This window comes from Deefgea sp. CFH1-16, assembly GCF_016881365.1.
Lineage (GTDB): Bacteria > Pseudomonadota > Gammaproteobacteria > Burkholderiales > Chitinibacteraceae > Deefgea.
On the sequence record NZ_WLYT01000001.1, the window covers coordinates 3172055 to 3189480 of the forward strand.

The following is a 17426-nucleotide window of genomic DNA, read 5'->3' on the forward strand; positions in this document are numbered from 1 at the left end:
CTGTGAATTAATCCAATTTGGCCAATTCTACCTTGCTCAGCAGCGCCAATTGTTGCTTTGTGCGCAGCATTTGTGGTTTAAATTGCGCCAATTGGGTCGCATTGAGTGGTTTGCTATTGGGGAGCTTCAAAGTTAAAGGATTAACTTGCGTACCTTTGATTTTGAATTCGTAATGCAAATGCGGCCCAGTGACGCGGCCAGTGCGGCCTACTGCGCCAATCACTTCGCCTTTTTTAATGCTTTGTCCGGGTTTTAGTCCCTTGGCAAAAGCCGATAAATGCGCGTACAGCGTGCTGTATTGGTCACCATGCTTTATCTCGATAAATTTGCCATAGCCAGCATCGCGAGTCACTCGCGTTACTACACCGTCGGCCGCGCTGTAAATGGGCGTGCCAGTTGGTGCGGCGTAATCTACGCCTTTGTGTGATTTCCATTTAAATAATACCGGATGGAAACGACGAGAAAATCCTGAGCTAATCCGTGAGAATTTTACTGGCGAAGACAAAAAGCTTTGCCCTGAGGTTTCACCATTTTGATCAAAATAAGCGCCTTCAATGCCCGCGCCGGCAAACCAGTAAATCTCGTGCTTTTGTCCGTTATTGGTAAATTGCGCGGCTAAAATCCGCCCGGTGCGTAAATCTTCGCCGCCACTTTTTTCGACTTCGTAAATAACCGAAAAATGATCTCCCGCTTTCAGGCTGTTATGAAAGTCGACTTTTTGCTCAAATGCTTCGATCAATTGCTGGGCGACTTCATCGGGTAGGCCGATCGCGTCGGTTGCACCATAAAAAGAGCTGCTAATGGTGCCGGATTTTTGTTGTGTGTATTTCTCAGTGACGGCGGGAGCGATTTGAGTGCGCAGTTGCTCGCCATCGCGAATCACCTGAATCAAATTACCCGCTTTGTTGAGGTAGCTCATTTGTAATAAACGGCCGTCAGGCGTGGTTTGCGCGCGAATTAAACGCCCAGCAGACAGCTCGTACAACACCTTGGCACTGGGATCGGTGCGAATAAATTCCCAGGCTTGGTTGTCGTTGATCGATAGCTTATTAAACAATTTACCCAGCCCGTCGCCGGTTTGAATGATTTCTTTCACGCCAGAATGGGGTGTCACTTTGTGCCGAGGCAATCATGGGGTAATGAGTTGTTGTGTGACTTGGCGCACATTGACCGGCTCACTCGGGCCGTACTCAACCACACCGTAAGCGGTGACCATCAAGCTCAGGGGTAAAAAAACGGCTGCTGTCAACCATGCTAAATGTCTTTTTTGCCAAGATGCTGGCGTCGAAAGCGCACTAGTGGCGCGCACCTTGGTGAGTGATTGCGGTAAAATTCGTTTCATATAGTTCCTAGCCCAAACCGCATGGCGCGCTAAGGCACGCCGTTCGTGATTGATATAACTTGTCGCTAAGCCACAAAGCTCATGCAGTATTTGTCGCGATTGACAGTGTTTTTTGAAGTTCAACAACAAGCCGACACCTTCAAGCAGACTCTGAAGTCAATTTTTAGTTCGCCACTGTAGCATTGAAACGAATTGCGGCTTTTGGCACTTCTTGCGACTGTAAATAGTCACACTGGCGCTTGAATTTAAATGATATGTACCTGTAGCAAGGCTTTGAATTGCCTTGCAGGTGGGGCAATACCCAAAGAGTTACTTAGATAGGATTTGATATGAACGCCATTCCAGAAATACGCGCAGGCCAATCGATTGAGCTATTAAAAGCGCTGCATATTCTCACGCGCGATGGCAAACTAAACCAAGATAGTCGACGTAAGCTTAAGCAGGTTTACCACTTGTTTAACTTTATTGAGCCCTTGCTAAAATCAACGCTGGCTGACCATGAAAATGTCACCCTGGTTGACCATGGCGCGGGCAAGTCTTACTTGGGGTTTATTATTTATGATTTGTTTTTTAAAGATAAACCGGCAGGCCATATTTACGGTACGGAATTTCGTTCCGAATTAGTGCAAAAATCGCGCGAACTGGCCCAGCTTTGTGGGTTTGAGCGGATGACTTTTTTAGATATGTTGGTTGAGCAGGCTGCCGCCGCCAAAGAAATGCCAGCGCAAATCGACATCGTCACCGCGCTACACGCTTGCGACACCGCGACCGACGACGCGATTAAATTTGGCCTAGAAAAAAACGCTCGCCACATGGTGTTGGTGCCGTGTTGCCAAGCTGAAGTCGCCAGTGTGCTGCGTAAACACAAAAGCAAAGCCTTAGCGAGCTCGCCGCTGGCGGAAATGTGGCGTCACCCGATTCACACGCGAGAATTTGGCAGCCAACTCACCAATGTACTGCGCTGCCTGCAGCTACAAGCCAATGGCTATCAAGTGACGGTGACCGAATTGGTCGGTTGGGAGCACTCAATGAAAAACGAGCTGATTATCGCCAGTCAAAGCAAAGACGCCCCGCGCAAACAAGCCCGAGAAAAAATCGCACAGATTCTCGCTGAAACGAATTTGAGTGATATGACGGGACGGTTTTTGTACTAAACAGTCCCATCTTAAATCACCAAACAAAGCCGCTCAATTTAATCAATGAGCGGCTTTGTGCTATGTGGGTTATCGAATGAGACCACGTAAGCTACACATTATTTTATTCTTACAGCAAAGACCCAGTGCGCACTAAGGTTTGGTGTAGAGTGTTCGGCGTGTTTTATTGTTATCGTCGGGTTTAGCATCTGGAGCGACAGAATGAGTGAATTTACCCCGTCAGAACTAAAAACCATCTTGCACTCTAAGCGCGCTAATTTGTATTACTTACAGCATTGTCGTGTTTTGGTGAATGATGGGCGCGTTGAGTATGTGACTGATGAGGGTAAGCAGTCTTTGTATTGGAATATTCCCATCGCCAATACCACGTCGATATTATTAGGGACAGGGACATCGATCACGCAAGCTGCGATGCGTGAATTAGCGAAGGCTGGCGTTTTGGTCGGTTTTTGCGGTGGTGGCGGCTCGCCGCTGTTTGCCGCAAATGAGGTCGAAGTCGAGGTATCTTGGCTCACGCCGCAGAGTGAATATCGCCCAACTGAATACCTGCAAGATTGGACCAGTTTCTGGTTTGATGATGAAAAACGCTTGCAAGCGGCGATTCTCTTTCAGCAAGTGCGCATCGAACAAATTCGCCAACATTGGCTCAGTAGCCGAATGCAGCGCGAAGAGGGCTTTAAGGTTTTTCCGGAGCAACTTAATCCCATCCTGAATCAATTTTCAAGTCGCTTGAGCGCTTGCCAAAATAGTAATGACGTCATGACGCTAGAAGCAACGATGAGCAAGGCACTCTACAAACTAGCGGCAAACGCGGTCAAATATGGTGATTTCACGCGTGCCAAACGCGGCAGTGGCATCGACCTTGCCAATCGATACTTGGATCATGGCAATTATTTGGCTTACGGATTAGCGGCAACGGCCACGTGGGTGATTGGCTTACCGCATGGCTTGGCCATTTTGCACGGCAAGACACGGCGCGGCGGCTTGGTGTTTGACGTGGCTGATTTAGTCAAAGATGCGTTGGTGTTGCCGCAAGCATTTATTGCGGCAATGGCGGGTGATGATGAGCAGGAGTTTCGCCAGCGCTGCATTCGTGGTTTTCAAAAGGCCGAAGCGCTCGATGTGATGATTGATACCTTGCAGCACGCTGCCAAAACGTTACGGCAATATCGCATACCCGTGGCAGTAGAATCATGAATATTTTATTGATTTCTGAATGCAGTAAACAAGCCTTAACTGAAACGCGGCGGGTGATCGACCAGTTTGCCGAGCGCAAAGGTGAGCGGACTTGGCAAACTGTCATCACATCGGATGGTCTAGCAACACTGAGAAAATTGCTCCGCAAAACCGCTAGGCGAAATACCGCGGTGGCTTGCCATTGGATTAAAGCGGGTGGGACGGCAGAGGTACTGTGGGTTGTTGGCAATTTACGCAAATTTAATCACGATGGTTCAGTGCCGACCAATACCACCGAGCGCGATATTTTGCGCAGCCAAGATGAAAACCAATGGCAGACCGCTGAATCGATTGCCTTGCTGGCAGGTATCGCTGGCTTATTTCATGACTTTGGTAAAGCCAACCGACTATTTCAAGACAAGCTCGATCCCGATAAAAAAACCAAATTATCCGAGCCGTATCGCCACGAATGGGTATCGCTGCGGCTGTTTCAGGCTTTTGTAGGAGAGGATGGCGACGAGCAATGGCTGCAGCGACTTGGCTTGATTAAGCCAGACGATGAAGCGGAGATTCTGGGTCGCCTGATTCGGGATCATCTTGATATAAGGCCGTTTCATCCATTTGATTTGCAAAAAGGGCTGAAAACGCCGTTGGCACAAACCATAGGCTGGCTGATTGTTTCGCACCATCGTCTACCCAAAGCGCAAAAAGACAATGCGCCGCGCCTTGATGCGATAAACCAATGGATGACAGGATCGAGATTTACGCCTGCGTGGAACTCACCGCAATGCCTGTACGATGATTGGAAAACCAGCGATTGGACGCAAGTTTGGCAATTCGATTTAGGTACGCCACTGCGCAGCCAGACTTGGTGTAATAAAGCCCAAAGCCTCGCTGCGCGGGCTATCAAACACCGTCAATTGCAGGAAAAAGATTGGTTGCAAGATGGGTTTTCCAGCCATTTGGCGCGTTTAACATTAATGCTGGCCGACCATGTTTATTCGGCGTTTGAGCCAAAAAATGAGTACGAAGTGCGGCGTCAAACGAATTGGCGGGATCCCAAATACAAAGCCTTTGCCAATACCAAATTAATGAATACTGCTACTGGCGAACGTGAACTTAAGCAAAAGCTCGATGAGCACAATATCGGCGTCGGGCATAACGCGGTTTTGTTGGCCAAAAGCCTGCCTAAATTGCGCCAAACGCTGCCCGCAATTACGCGGCATAAAGGCTTTAAACAGCGGGCAACGAATGACAAATATCGCTGGCAAGATAAAGCTTACGATCTAGCCAAAGCGCTGGCCACGAGCAGCGTCAATCAAGGGTTTTTTGGCGTGAATATGGCGTCAACGGGCTGCGGAAAAAACCTTTGCCAATGCACGGATTATGTATGGTTTGGCCGATGAAAAGCTGGGCTGTCGCTTTAGTGTGGCACTGGGCTTACGGACCTTAACGCTGCAAACCGGCGATGCGCTGCGTGAGCGGCTGCATTTAGAAAGCGATGATTTGGCGGTGTTAATTGGTTCGCAAGCGGTGCGGCAATTGCATGAGCTGAGACGTGAATCAAAGGCGGGCGAGGCCGAACCAACGCCCGCCGAGCAGTCGGGCAGTGAATCGGCTGAGTCACTGTTTGCCGAGCATCAATACGTGCGCTACGACGGCAGTTTAGATGATGGCCGTTTAAGCCAATGGCTCAAAGCCACGCCGAGTTTGCACCAATTACTCAGCGCGCCGGTGCTGGTGAGCACCATTGACCATTTGATGCCCGCCACCGAGGGTGAGCGTGGTGGCAAGCAGATTGCGCCGATGCTGCGTTTGCTCACGTCAGATTTGGTGCTCGATGAACCCGATGATTTTGATTTGGCTGATTTACCTGCATTGTGCCGTCTGGTGAATTGGGCGGGGATGTTGGGCTCGCGTGTATTGCTCTCGTCGGCGACTTTACCTCCCAATTTAATTGGCGCTCTATTTGAAGCGTATTGCTCTGGACGCTTTATATTTAATGCCTCACGAGGCAATACTCGGCTTGAAGTGTGCTGCGCATGGTTTGATGAATACAAAATAGCCCAAAGCGAGGCTGTGGATTTAGCGCAATTTACAGTGGCGCACCAGCAATTTGTCGCGCAGCGCGTCTCCGCTTTGGCCAAGCAAGTTGCATTGCGTAAAGCGGCTTTGTGGCCTGTCGTGGCCGACTCACAGTCCACGTCCGATGTGGTGCAAGCGATGAGCGCGGCTATTTCTCGCGCAGCGACCCAATTGCATACTCAGCACCATCAAACGCACCCGCCGACGGGGAAAAAGGTTTCAATTGGTTTGGTTCGGATGGCCAACATTAAGCCGCTCGTGGCGGTGACGCAGCATCTGCTTAGCCAAGCCGCGCCTGACTCGGTACGGCTACACTTTTGCATTTATCACAGCCAGCATCCGTTGTTGGTGCGCTCTGAAATGGAACAGCAACTCGACGCGGCTTTAACCCGAAACGATCAAGATCAGCTCTGGTTACAGCCTGCCATTGCCAGCGCACTACACCTCCCCGAAACCCATCAAATATTTATTGTGTTCGCGACTGCCGTCGCCGAAGTGGGGCGCGATCATGATTACGATTGGGCGGTGGCTGAACCCAGCTCGATGCGCTCCTTGATTCAGCTCGCTGGGCGGATTCAGCGCCACCGTCAACAGCAACCCGCAACGCCAAACTTGCTGATATTAGATAAAAATTATCGCGCCTTAAAAGGCGAGTCGATCGCTTATACGAGGCCGGGCTTTGAATCAGAAAAATTCCCGCTCGCGAGCAAAGATTTGAATGACATTCTATTGCCCGCGCAATATCAGCAGCTCAGCGCTGCGCCACGGATTCAACCACGACCATCGTTGGAGGCCAGCCACAATCTGGTCGATTTAGAACATGTCCATTTGGCTGCGCGGCTATTTGGCACGCCAGCAACGAGCGAGTGCGCCCAATTATGGTGGGCTTGGCAGCAGGGGGGCGGGCGCAACCCTAGTTGGTGTGCCGAGCTGCAACGGCGGATGCCATTTCGCGCCTCGGGCAAAGATGAGGCATTTGTTTTGCTGTTGGACGAAGAGGGCGAGCAGCCGCAATTTCATCTGCGCGGTGAAACGGGGGAATTAAAGGCAGTGGATCAATCGCGTTTTGCACGTTGTGATGTGGTTTTGGGCGCAAATATTCAGCCGTGGCTGGAGAATGACGCGGCGGTTCTAATTGAAGATTTGGCCGACCGTTTAGAGTTGACTTTGAGTAACACCAGCCAGAAATTTGCCGAAATTCGTTTGCGAGAAAGCCAACAACAATGGCGCTATCACCGGTGGTTCGGGGTGTATGAAGATTTATTTTAGCAAGGGTATTTTATTGCAAACTTTTATTTTAAAAGCCGTCATTAAGATACATCGTTAACTAGGAGTGGTATGGATAATCCAATATCAGAACGTATCAAAGACTACATCCAAGGCCGAGCCAGTACGCGTTTGGAGAAGTGGGACAAAGAAGTAGAAAAAGAACTGAAAGACGCACCAGAACGAGAAGACGAATTTTCTGGTTTGCGGGCTGTTGAAATGGCTAAGTTCGACACTAGAACTTGGTTGAGCGATGCGGCGCAACGTGCCAAGCAAATTAGCTTTGCCACCCATCCGCCAAAATTCACCCATTCGGATTCGAAAAGCAGTAGTGTTTTTGTGCAAAGTACGTCGCAGTCAATGCCCTATCTGTGTACTGCCCGTTTAACCGAGGCGCAAAGCGATGTGGTTGGCAATGCTGCTGCACTCGATGTGGCGGGTTTGTTGCAACTGGCTGACTGCGGGCTGAGCTTGGCACAGCAAATTGCGGCAAATGATTTGTCTGCATTGCAGCCATTTGCTGAAAGTGAAGAACAACTTGCAGAATGGCAGCAAGGTTTTCAGCAGGCGCTAGCGAGTAAAGAGTTGCGTTCGCACGCACTGGCCAAGCAATTGTATTTCCCTTTGGGAACCGGCGATTACCATCTAATCAGTCCGCTATTTTCATCATCCTTAGCGCATGCTTTGCATCAACGTATTAGTGATAGCCGCTTTTCTGATACAGCTAAAGCCATTCGCCAGCTTAAGCGTGAAGAGAAATTCAGTGCTGAGCCCACGGTCGATTATGTCAATGTTGCTGTACAAACCTACGGCGGTACTAAGCCGCAGAATATTTCTTTATTAAACAGTGCTCGCCGTGGGCAAGCCTATTTACTCAACGCCTGCCCGCCGATATGGCAATCCCAAGCCAAGCCACCGAGCGAGAGCCGCGATGCTTTTTGGCGTCAATTAGACCAACTGACTTGGCGCAAGACACGAGACTTGAAAGCGTTTTTAATCCGAGTCGCAGACCGCAACAATATCCGTATTCGTGAAAAACGCGCCGAGTGGGTCGATGACCTTATCGATATTTTGCTGCAATACGCCGCGTCGATTCAGGCCATGCGCGAGCTAGCCGGCTGGAGTGCGGCATCCAAATTGCCGCCTGCCGAACAGTTATGGCTCGACCCATGGCGTGCTGAGGTCGATGTAGATTTTCATACCGAGCGCGAAAGCAAAGATTGGCAACAGCGCGTGGCACAGCGATTTGGGCTTTGGCTTAACGCCAAGCTAAGCGACAAAGCACTATTGATGGGCGATGCCGAATACAAAGAATGGGTAGGTGAATTACAGCCCAAGCTAGAGGCGCGCATGCGTGACGATATTGTGCTGCAACAGGAGGACGGACAATGAAAGCCATGCTTTGTTTACGCCATATCAAGGTGGAAAACGCCAATGCGATTGCGGGCTTGACCTACGGTTTTCCTGCCATCAGCAACTTTCTCGGATTTAGCCATGCGTTGTCACGTGCGCTGCAGCACGATCATGGACTGACTTTGGGCGGCTGCGCAGTGGTGTGCCATCAACATCAAATTCATGCGGTTCAGCCTGCGGGCTGGGGTGATTATGTGTTTGCTTTGACGCGGAATCCACTCACCAAAGAAGCTAAAACTGCGGCATTTAACGAAGAAGGCCGGATGAATTTGGACGTGTCTTTATTGATTGAGTGTGAGTTTAGTGCCGATGATTTGGACTTTTTTGACGCTGGGGAAACCTCGCTTAACGTGCAATGTTTGGAGCAATATCTATACCGAAAAGCGCAGACGCTACGCCTTGCTGGTGGCCATATTGTTGGGCTGCAAGCGCTGACTTTGAGCGAAGTGCCTGAGGGAGATGATGAGTTCAGCCAATGGCAACGTCGGCAATTATTGCGCTTGTTGCCCGGCTTTGCCCTCGTTGAGCGCAGTGACGTTTTGCATAAGCATCATCAAACCCGTGTGGCGGACGATGCCGATGCACAATTGATTGATTCATGGTTGGATTTTGCCGCGCTGAAATATCAAGCTATTGCCGATGCCGATGCCGATGATGCTGAGGTAAAAGTAGACAAAAAGGTCAAATGGCAATATCTAGCCAAACCTGCTGCGGGTTATTTAGTGCCGATCACGATTGGCTATCACGCGATTTCACCGTTGTACGCCAATGGCGATGTCGCCAGCACTCGCGATGCAACCACGCCATTTCGGTTTGTCGAGTCGGCATATTCGATTGGACAATGGATTAGCCCCCATCGAGCTAAAAATATATCCGACTTGTTTTGGCGCTACCACGTGAGTGACGAAGCGTATCTTTGTAAAAATCAAGATGTTTGAAGGAGAGGGTATATGGATGAAGTCTATGATTATGAATGACTACATTTGAATACCCATTAGGCTTTGAGTGAATAGGTAGAAGAATTTGTTCCCGCAGTAACACTAACTAATCGGTTAATTTATTTAAAGGAAATATCATGGCGATTAAAACAGCATCTGTCTTGGCGTTTGAACGCAAACTCTCTAATTCCGACGCATTAATGTCGGCAGGGCAATGGGCGTCGCGTGCTGCGAGCCAAGCATGGGAAAAACTGGCCGTTTCGAGTAAAGATGTACGTGGCACGATTTCCAATCGTTTGAAAAACGCCGTCGCCAGTGACCCAGCCAAGCTCGATGCCGAAATTCAAAAAGCCAATTTGCAGCGCGTTGATTTTGCCGCTTTGCCATTTGAGGCCGACACCTTAAAAGTCAGCTTTACCTTACGCGTATTGGGTGATTTGGCGGTGCCTTCGGCGTGTAATGACCAAGAGTATCAAGCTGAGCTCAGCAAGAAAATTAATGGCTATATCGCCGAGCATCAATTCACCGAATTGGCGGCGCGCTATGCGGAAAATCTCGCCAATGGTCGTTTCTTATGGCGCAATCGTGTGGGTGCAGAGTCGGTTGAAGTGCATGTTAGCCATATTGTCGATGGCCAAAAAACCAGCTGGGTGTTTAATAGCCACGATTATCTGTTGCGTCAATTTACAACGCCAACTGGCGATTTGGCGGCACTGGCTGAGGTAATTCGCCAAGGTTTGATGGGTAAGTCGTTTGCTTTTCTGCAAGTCGATGGCTTTGTACGACTTGGCGCAGGGCAAGAAATCTTCCCGTCGCAAGAGCTAGTGCTGGACGGTGGGCGAGATAGCGCCAAGAGTAAATACTTGTACCACGTCAACGATGTCGCCGCCATGCACTCGCAAAAAATCGGCAATGCGCTACGTACCATTGACACATGGTATCCAGAAGCGGCTGATTTAGGCCCGATTGCCGTTGAGCCGTATGGCTCGGTCACCAATCGTGGCAAAGCCTATCGCCAGCCGAAGGATAAAATGGATTTTTATAACTTATTAGATGGCTGGATTATTAAAGACAAAGTACCTACCGCTGAGCAGCAGCATTACGTGATTGCGACGTTAGTACGTGGCGGTGTGTTTGGTGAAGCGGGCTAAGGGGTTCACATGGATCATTATGTCGACATCAAGGTGGTGACCGATTCAGACCTTGAGTTGGGGGTTGGCGATTTGCTCAATGCGCTGTTTGCCAAATTGCATCGGGCTTTGGTGGATGTGGGGCAGGGCAGAATTGGGGTAAGTTTTCCGCTAGCCAAGCAATCGCTAGGATCCTTACTGCGCTTGCACGGCAGCCAAGCGGCACTAACTCAACTGATGGCCGAATCATGGCTAAAAGGTTTGCGCGATTACACCGAAGTCAGTGCGATTTTACTCGTGCCGACTACCGATCAGTATCGCGTGGTGCAGCGGGTGCAAGTCAAAAGCAACCCTGAGCGCCTATATCGACGCTCGGTACGCAACGGGAAATTGACTGAGCCGCAGGCGCAAGAACGGCTTGATCAGGCTAGGGCGGTGCAATCGCAATTGCCGTTCATTCAAATGAAAAGCAATTCAAATGCACAAGCGTTTCGCCTATTCATTCAGCAAGGCGCAGTGCAATCTGCCCCAATTATCGGTACGTTTAGCAATTACGGCCTAAGTCCCACCACCACCATACCCGTTTTTTGACCCTTTTTTTAACCGTCATCGCCAAGCCTTGATTTTAAAGGCTTGGCGATGACGGTTAATTATTAGGATTTTTGACGAAAAGTACGAAAGTTCTTTAACAATGAAAGAGTTGTGATTAAATACGCCCTGTTCACTGCCGCACAGGCAGCTCAGAAATTGCAACGCTTGCCACCGAGCGCCTCAAGATCGTTCACTGCCGCACAGGCAGCTCAGAAACATCGCCCAAAACGAAACGACAGAAGCAAAACGTTCACTGCCGCACAGGCAGCTCAGAAATCAAAATTGGAAAAGAGTTAGTCAGTAAACGAGTTCACTGCCGCACAGGCAGCTCAGAAAACATTGAAATTGTCGCTGTGAAATTGCGCGAAGTTCACTGCCGCACAGGCAGCTCAGAAAAGCGGCCATCTTCTTTATAGCCAAAGCGGATTGTTCACTGCCGCACAGGCAGCTCAGAAACTGCCGATTCTATTGCTTATGCAGTAGATCGTGTTCACTGCCGCACAGGCAGCTCAGAAAAGCGGCTGAGGTCGAAGCATTAAAGGCTGATTGTTCACTGCCGCACAGGCAGCTCAGAAATAATTCCGATATGTTTCATAAATTAGCGCCATGTTCACTGCCGCACAGGCAGCTCAGAAAAGTGAGGTTGTGCAGCACATTAAGCGATACACGTTCACTGCCGCACAGGCAGCTCAGAAATTGGGTGAAGCCCCGAAGGGCTTGTGGATTTAGTTCACTGCCGCACAGGCAGCTCAGAAAGTAATCGACCGCCATATTGAGCAATACAATGGGTTCACTGCCGCACAGGCAGCTCAGAAAGTTGACCGAGGCGGCTTTGAATCGGCTTAGACGTTCACTGCCGCACAGGCAGCTCAGAAAAAGATAACTTGCTCTGCTTCGGCATCAGTCAAGTTCACTGCCGCACAGGCAGCTCAGAAAAGAATACGTTGCTGGCCATGGCACTCACTAAGGTTCACTGCCGCACAGGCAGCTCAGAAATCAGTCTGGGCATAGCCTGTCTTTTGAAACCTGTTCACTGCCGCACAGGCAGCTCAGAAAAAAGGCAAAGCTAGTTTCAAATTGGCGCTTGTGTTCACTGCCGCACAGGCAGCTCAGAAAGTCACAAAAAAATGCCTGTTATACCCGAGTAAGTTCACTGCCGCACAGGCAGCTCAGAAAGCAGGCGACTCGGTTAGTTTATCTATACTGCCGTTCACTGCCGCACAGGCAGCTCAGAAAAACACCTCACGCACCACCGTCGCGCGCGTGATGTTCACTGCCGCACAGGCAGCTCAGAAAATAGGAAAATCAGGAACGCGGCAATAATTAACGTTCACTGCCGCACAGGCAGCTCAGAAAAAGCGGTGAAAACTTGGGTGATTGGGATAACCGTTCACTGCCGCACAGGCAGCTCAGAAAAATTCGTCCAGTATAAGAACGCCATTTTTTATCTGTTCACTGCCGCACAGGCAGCTCAGAAAGACAGCGCTAGAAACCACGCTACATGGGCTGAGTTCACTGCCGCACAGGCAGCTCAGAAAGTTGCCGCTTTTGTTATTGCAACAGGTGTATTGTTCACTGCCGCACAGGCAGCTCAGAAAAAATCTGGAATGTCTGGGCCAGTAAAGCCATTGCGTTCACTGCCGCACAGGCAGCTCAGAAAAGTTCGCTACGATGACATTCCAATCTCACAAAGTTCACTGCCGCACAGGCAGCTCAGAAAATTAAATCACTGTAATGTTCTGCAATAAAAGCGTTCACTGCCGCACAGGCAGCTCAGAAATAGAGATTAAAGTTTGCGGATAAGCTGAATTGGTTCACTGCCGCACAGGCAGCTCAGAAACAAAAACAAAGCCACTTTTAAGTTGGCACTTGTGTTCACTGCCGCACAGGCAGCTCAGAAAGCCAAGTGCCTTGATTTTTTTTGGCGACATTGCGTTCACTGCCGCACAGGCAGCTCAGAAACGCACGTTTAACAGGCGTAAAATAACCATCACGTTCACTGCCGCACAGGCAGCTCAGAAACGACACCTCACCATACTTCGCCTGGGCATATCGTTCACTGCCGCACAGGCAGCTCAGAAAGCATCCGAAATTCAAGCGGTTGACCCCGCAATGTTCACTGCCGCACAGGCAGCTCAGAAAACAGGATAGCAAGCAAGACGCAGATCCAGAAAAGTTCACTGCCGCACAGGCAGCTCAGAAAGATACGTTGACGTCGCGCCCCAAATTTTTATTAGTTCACTGCCGCACAGGCAGCTCAGAAAATCAGGCGCACTAAGGCTGGTTGGGCCGCGACGTTCACTGCCGCACAGGCAGCTCAGAAATGATGCTTGCGCCGCCGCCTTGAACTTGGCGAGTTCACTGCCGCACAGGCAGCTCAGAAATCGACGTTTGCCGTGCTAGCCCAATGCACGAAGTTCACTGCCGCACAGGCAGCTCAGAAAAATTGGAAGCCGCCAGCCATCCCGCCCAAAGCGTTCACTGCCGCACAGGCAGCTCAGAAAAAGGTAAAACAGCATGAGCGCGATTGCCTACCGTTCACTGCCGCACAGGCAGCTCAGAAAAAGGACTACACGAAAGAGCAGAACGACCAAAAGTTCACTGCCGCACAGGCAGCTCAGAAAAGCGATAACTAACACCGACATTGCCTTTTCACGTTCACTGCCGCACAGGCAGCTCAGAAATGGTTGCGCCCCCACAAATCCAAATAGCCATCGTTCACTGCCGCACAGGCAGCTCAGAAAAGTGCCGCCGTGTCGCACGCGCCCCGACTGCCGTTCACTGCCGCACAGGCAGCTCAGAAAGCTCGCAATTCCGCTTACCTTGGGCGCTTTATGTTCACTGCCGCACAGGCAGCTCAGAAAGCAAACTGCACCCACTTATGATGATCTAGCTCGTTCACTGCCGCACAGGCAGCTCAGAAACAAAGAAGAAAATGGCGAGCTAGTCCAAGTAAAGTTCACTGCCGCACAGGCAGCTCAGAAAATAAACACCGCCGTTTGTTGTTTAATTCACAAGTTCACTGCCGCACAGGCAGCTCAGAAAATTACAGCCTCAATCAAAATAACCAAGCCTCAGTTCACTGCCGCACAGGCAGCTCAGAAAAAGTCAGATGCCATAGGAAAGTCAGGGACACGGTTCACTGCCGCACAGGCAGCTCAGAAATATCCGACAAAGTAAGTCAGTCATTCGCTGATGTTCACTGCCGCACAGGCAGCTCAGAAAACGTCCGATCTTGCGTCACCACAACGCCGCTAGTTCACTGCCGCACAGGCAGCTCAGAAATGAAAATCGGTTAATGCATCAACCACATTTGTGTTCACTGCCGCACAGGCAGCTCAGAAATGTGGTTTATGCGTAACAGCTCGGGCGTTAATGTTCACTGCCGCACAGGCAGCTCAGAAACACCACGCCCAACACTAAAACCATCGGATTAAGTTTACTGCCGCACAGGCAGCTCAGAAAGTAACAGCAAAACTTCGCGCGACGCCAGAGCTGTTCACTGCCGCACAGGCAGCTCAGAAAGAGTAGCGCTCCCACACGCTTCTCTTCACCGAGTTCACTGCCGCACAGGCAGCTCAGAAAATCGTCAGCGCCGCCGCAGTATTGATTAAGCTGTTCACTGCCGCACAGGCAGCTCAGAAAATGCTGCTGCGTATTGCCTTGCAGGCCAGCCGGTTCACTGCCGCACAGGCAGCTCAGAAATTATCCCACAACATGCGGATGAACTCACTATCGTTCACTGCCGCACAGGCAGCTCAGAAAAGCGTGAATGCCAAATCAACATCAGACTCATGGTTCACTGCCGCACAGGCAGCTCAGAAAAAAACGGCGCGAGCATCGTCGTCTTTGAAGGCGTTCACTGCCGCACAGGCAGCTCAGAAAGCGTCGATGGCCCGCAGCGCCAAAGAAAAGCAGTTCACTGCCGCACAGGCAGCTCAGAAACACCCAGACGAATGACCACCACGGCCAGCCATGTTCACTGCCGCACAGGCAGCTCAGAAAAAAGACATCGTCGCGCAAATCAAAAACGACAGGTTCACTGCCGCACAGGCAGCTCAGAAAAGCCTAAAAACAATCGCGCCAATGATGCAAATGTTCACTGCCGCACAGGCAGCTCAGAAAAGAAAATACGGGTGATATTGGTGTGGATTCATGTTCACTGCCGCACAGGCAGCTCAGAAAGACAGGTCAGCAAGGGTAAAGCTTTGCCCTTTGTTCACTGCCGCACAGGCAGCTCAGAAAGTAGCCCATGTATTTAAAATCACCGAGAGATTGTTCACTGCCGCACAGGCAGCTCAGAAAATGAGCAATGTGGGTAATTTGCCGGTGGTTTAGTTCACTGCCGCACAGGCAGCTCAGAAAACTCACCACGCCAGCGCCAACCGTCGCAGTGATGTTCACTGCCGCACAGGCAGCTCAGAAAAAAGGCCGTACACGCGGCTTTCGGATTTACGCGTTCACTGCCGCACAGGCAGCTCAGAAAGGACCAAAAAAAAGCCAGTCAGATTTACTTGAAGTTCACTGCCGCACAGGCAGCTCAGAAAGCCAGCGGTACGCATTGCAGCAGCTACGGCAAGTTCACTGCCGCACAGGCAGCTCAGAAAGCTTGCGGGGAGGGTTCCCGATTTGACTTACGGTTCACTGCCGCACAGGCAGCTCAGAAAAACAAGCGTAACCGCCGCCGCAGCAAGGCCGGGTTCACTGCCGCACAGGCAGCTCAGAAAAAGTTCAAAGCGGCTGCGGCTGCATCAGGTACGTTCACTGCCGCACAGGCAGCTCAGAAAATTAATTGAGACTGTACCGCCGGATCTATCGTGTTCACTGCCGCACAGGCAGCCCAGAAGTGCGGTAGTCATTGTGGCTTGATTGCGCTAGGCTCCAGAGCGTGTCAGGTGTCGACATAAAATGCCGCTTACCCGTGAGGTAGAGCGGCATTTTTACTGGGTATATTACATGGATCTATTTAGATACTAGCTTGCGTAATAATCCCCATTACTGCCAAACCACCAACGCATGATTTTTCTTGCCACGACGAAGTAGGGTGTAGCGGCCAAATTTGTAATCGGCTTCGGTAATTGTCGCGGTTAGATCAGTGATTTTGGCTCCATTCACAATCGCGGCGCCGCTTTCAATAAAGCCACGTGCTTGGCTTTTTGAGGTGGCAAGCTCAGTAGCGGCCAAGACATCAATCAAGCCGTTGGCGTCGCGCGCCAGCTCGAATGTTGGCAAGCCGTCCAGTGCCAGTTGTTCAAAATCAAGTTCGGTGAGGGCGTTTTGGTCTTCAGCAAACAGGCTTTGGCTAATGCGCTCAGCAGCGATCACCGCGTCTTTGCCGTGTACGAGTTCAGTGACTTGTTCGGCCAAGATACGTTGGGCTTCTGGCTTTTTACCTGAAGCCAAATCGGCGGCTTCAATTGCGGCAATCTCAGCCACACTCAAGAATGTGAAGTAGCGCAGGAATTTATATACGTCGGCATCTGCAGTCGAAAGCCAAAATTGGTAGAACTTGTACGGTGAGGTTTTTTTTTGCGGTCCAGCCAAATGGTGCCGCTTTCAGTTTTGCCAAATTTAGTGCCGTCAGACTTGGTGACCAATGGCATTGTTAAGCCATGTACCGATTGTTGACGCATGCGGCGAGTTAAATCCGTGCCTGCTGTGATATTGCCCCATTGATCAGAACCGCCGATTTGCAATTGGCAATTGTATTTTTCGTTCAGCACAACAAAATCGTAACCTTGCAATAAGCTGTAGGTGAATTCAGTAAAAGAAATGCCGTCGCCGTCACGGTTAATTCGTTGTTTTACTGATTCTTTGTTAATCATATTGTTAACAGAGAAGTGTTTGCCGATGTCGCGCAAGAACGCCAAGATGTCCATCTTGGCGTACCAGTCATGGTTGTTGGCCATAATAGCGGCGTTATTGCCTTCGAAACTTAAAAACGGCGAAACTTGGTTGCGGATTTTGCCAACCCAGCCTTCGATAACGTCCAGTGTATTGAGCTTGCGCTCAGCCGCTTTAAATGAGGGGTCGCCAATCATGCCGGTGGCGCCGCCAACCAGTGCGATTGGTTTGTGACCAGCTTGTTGGAAGCGCTTTAGTACCAAAATAGGTACCAAACTACCAATGTGCAGGCTGTCTGCAGTTGGGTCAAAGCCACAATACAGAGTGATGGCTTGTTCGCTCATGAGTTTGCCAAGTGCAACGGCGTCGGTTTGTTGAGCGATGAGGCCGCGCTGTTCTAGGTCTGCCAATAAATCAAATTGAGTCATTTGTTTTCCTTCTTAATCACAATAATAATGGGTATTTGCTGCAAAGCATTGTCTCTCGC

The 17426-nt window shown here is 50.3% G+C and carries 10 protein-coding genes, 1 pseudogene and 1 CRISPR repeat array; of the genes and pseudogenes, 8 read left to right on the plus strand and 3 right to left on the minus strand.

Annotation, left to right across the window (positions count from 1 at the left end):
* Window positions 1–7: 7 nt before the first annotated feature.
* Window positions 8–1114, minus strand: a complete 1107-nt coding sequence (locus tag GKO28_RS17340; protein ID WP_182077218.1) for a peptidoglycan DD-metalloendopeptidase family protein — start codon at window positions 1112–1114, stop codon at window positions 8–10.
* Between the two features lie 15 nt (window positions 1115–1129).
* Window positions 1130–1342 (minus strand): hypothetical protein, encoded by a 213-nt coding sequence (locus GKO28_RS17345; RefSeq protein ID WP_182077219.1) that lies wholly within the window; start codon window positions 1340–1342, stop codon window positions 1130–1132.
* Window positions 1343–1671: 329 nt separating this feature from the next.
* Here GKO28_RS17345 and GKO28_RS17350 point away from each other — a divergent pair, with 329 nt between their 5' ends.
* The 8 genes from GKO28_RS17350 to cas6f all read left to right on the plus strand — a co-directional run bounded on the left by GKO28_RS17350 (window position 1672) and on the right by cas6f (window position 11095).
* The gene (locus GKO28_RS17350; protein WP_182077220.1) at window positions 1672–2496 is read left to right on the plus strand and encodes an SAM-dependent methyltransferase; all 825 of its coding nucleotides are present in this window, start codon (window positions 1672–1674) and stop codon (window positions 2494–2496) included.
* A 201-nt stretch (window positions 2497–2697) separates the two neighbouring features.
* Window positions 2698–3693: a type I-F CRISPR-associated endonuclease Cas1f gene (gene cas1f / locus GKO28_RS17355; RefSeq protein ID WP_182077221.1), complete on the plus strand. Its 996-nt coding sequence runs from the start codon at window positions 2698–2700 to the stop codon at window positions 3691–3693.
* Entirely contained in the window at window positions 3690–5078 is a 1389-nt protein-coding gene (locus GKO28_RS17360) for a CRISPR-associated endonuclease Cas3'' (protein ID WP_203564255.1), read from the plus strand. Before cas1f ends, GKO28_RS17360 begins: the two co-directional genes overlap by 4 nt.
* The gene (gene cas3f / locus GKO28_RS17365) at window positions 5059–7026 is read left to right on the plus strand and encodes a type I-F CRISPR-associated helicase Cas3f (RefSeq protein ID WP_203564256.1); all 1968 of its coding nucleotides are present in this window, start codon (window positions 5059–5061) and stop codon (window positions 7024–7026) included. Before GKO28_RS17360 ends, cas3f begins: the two co-directional genes overlap by 20 nt.
* A gap of 69 nt (window positions 7027–7095) precedes the next feature.
* A complete protein-coding gene (csy1, locus tag GKO28_RS17370) occupies window positions 7096–8415 on the plus strand; it encodes a type I-F CRISPR-associated protein Csy1 (protein WP_182077222.1) in 1320 nt (439 codons plus the stop codon).
* On the plus strand, window positions 8412–9374 hold the full coding sequence (gene csy2, locus GKO28_RS17375) for a type I-F CRISPR-associated protein Csy2 (protein ID WP_182077223.1): 963 nt from the start codon (window positions 8412–8414) through the stop codon (window positions 9372–9374). The genes csy1 and csy2 overlap by 4 nt, the downstream gene beginning before the upstream one ends.
* Window positions 9375–9511: 137 nt before the next feature.
* Window positions 9512–10525 (plus strand): type I-F CRISPR-associated protein Csy3, encoded by a 1014-nt coding sequence (csy3, locus tag GKO28_RS17380; protein WP_182077224.1) that lies wholly within the window; start codon window positions 9512–9514, stop codon window positions 10523–10525.
* 9 nt (window positions 10526–10534) lie between these two features.
* A complete protein-coding gene (gene cas6f / locus GKO28_RS17385) occupies window positions 10535–11095 on the plus strand; it encodes a type I-F CRISPR-associated endoribonuclease Cas6/Csy4 (RefSeq protein WP_182077225.1) in 561 nt (186 codons plus the stop codon).
* Between the two features lie 128 nt (window positions 11096–11223).
* Window positions 11224–15942: direct repeats of the CRISPR family, unit length 28 nt; unit sequence GTTCACTGCCGCACAGGCAGCTCAGAAA.
* 148 nt (window positions 15943–16090) lie between these two features.
* Here the strand turns inward: cas6f and tyrS are convergent.
* A pseudogene (tyrS, locus tag GKO28_RS17390) lies at window positions 16091–17367 on the minus strand (tyrosine--tRNA ligase).
* Between the last annotated feature and the right edge of the window lie 59 nt (window positions 17368–17426).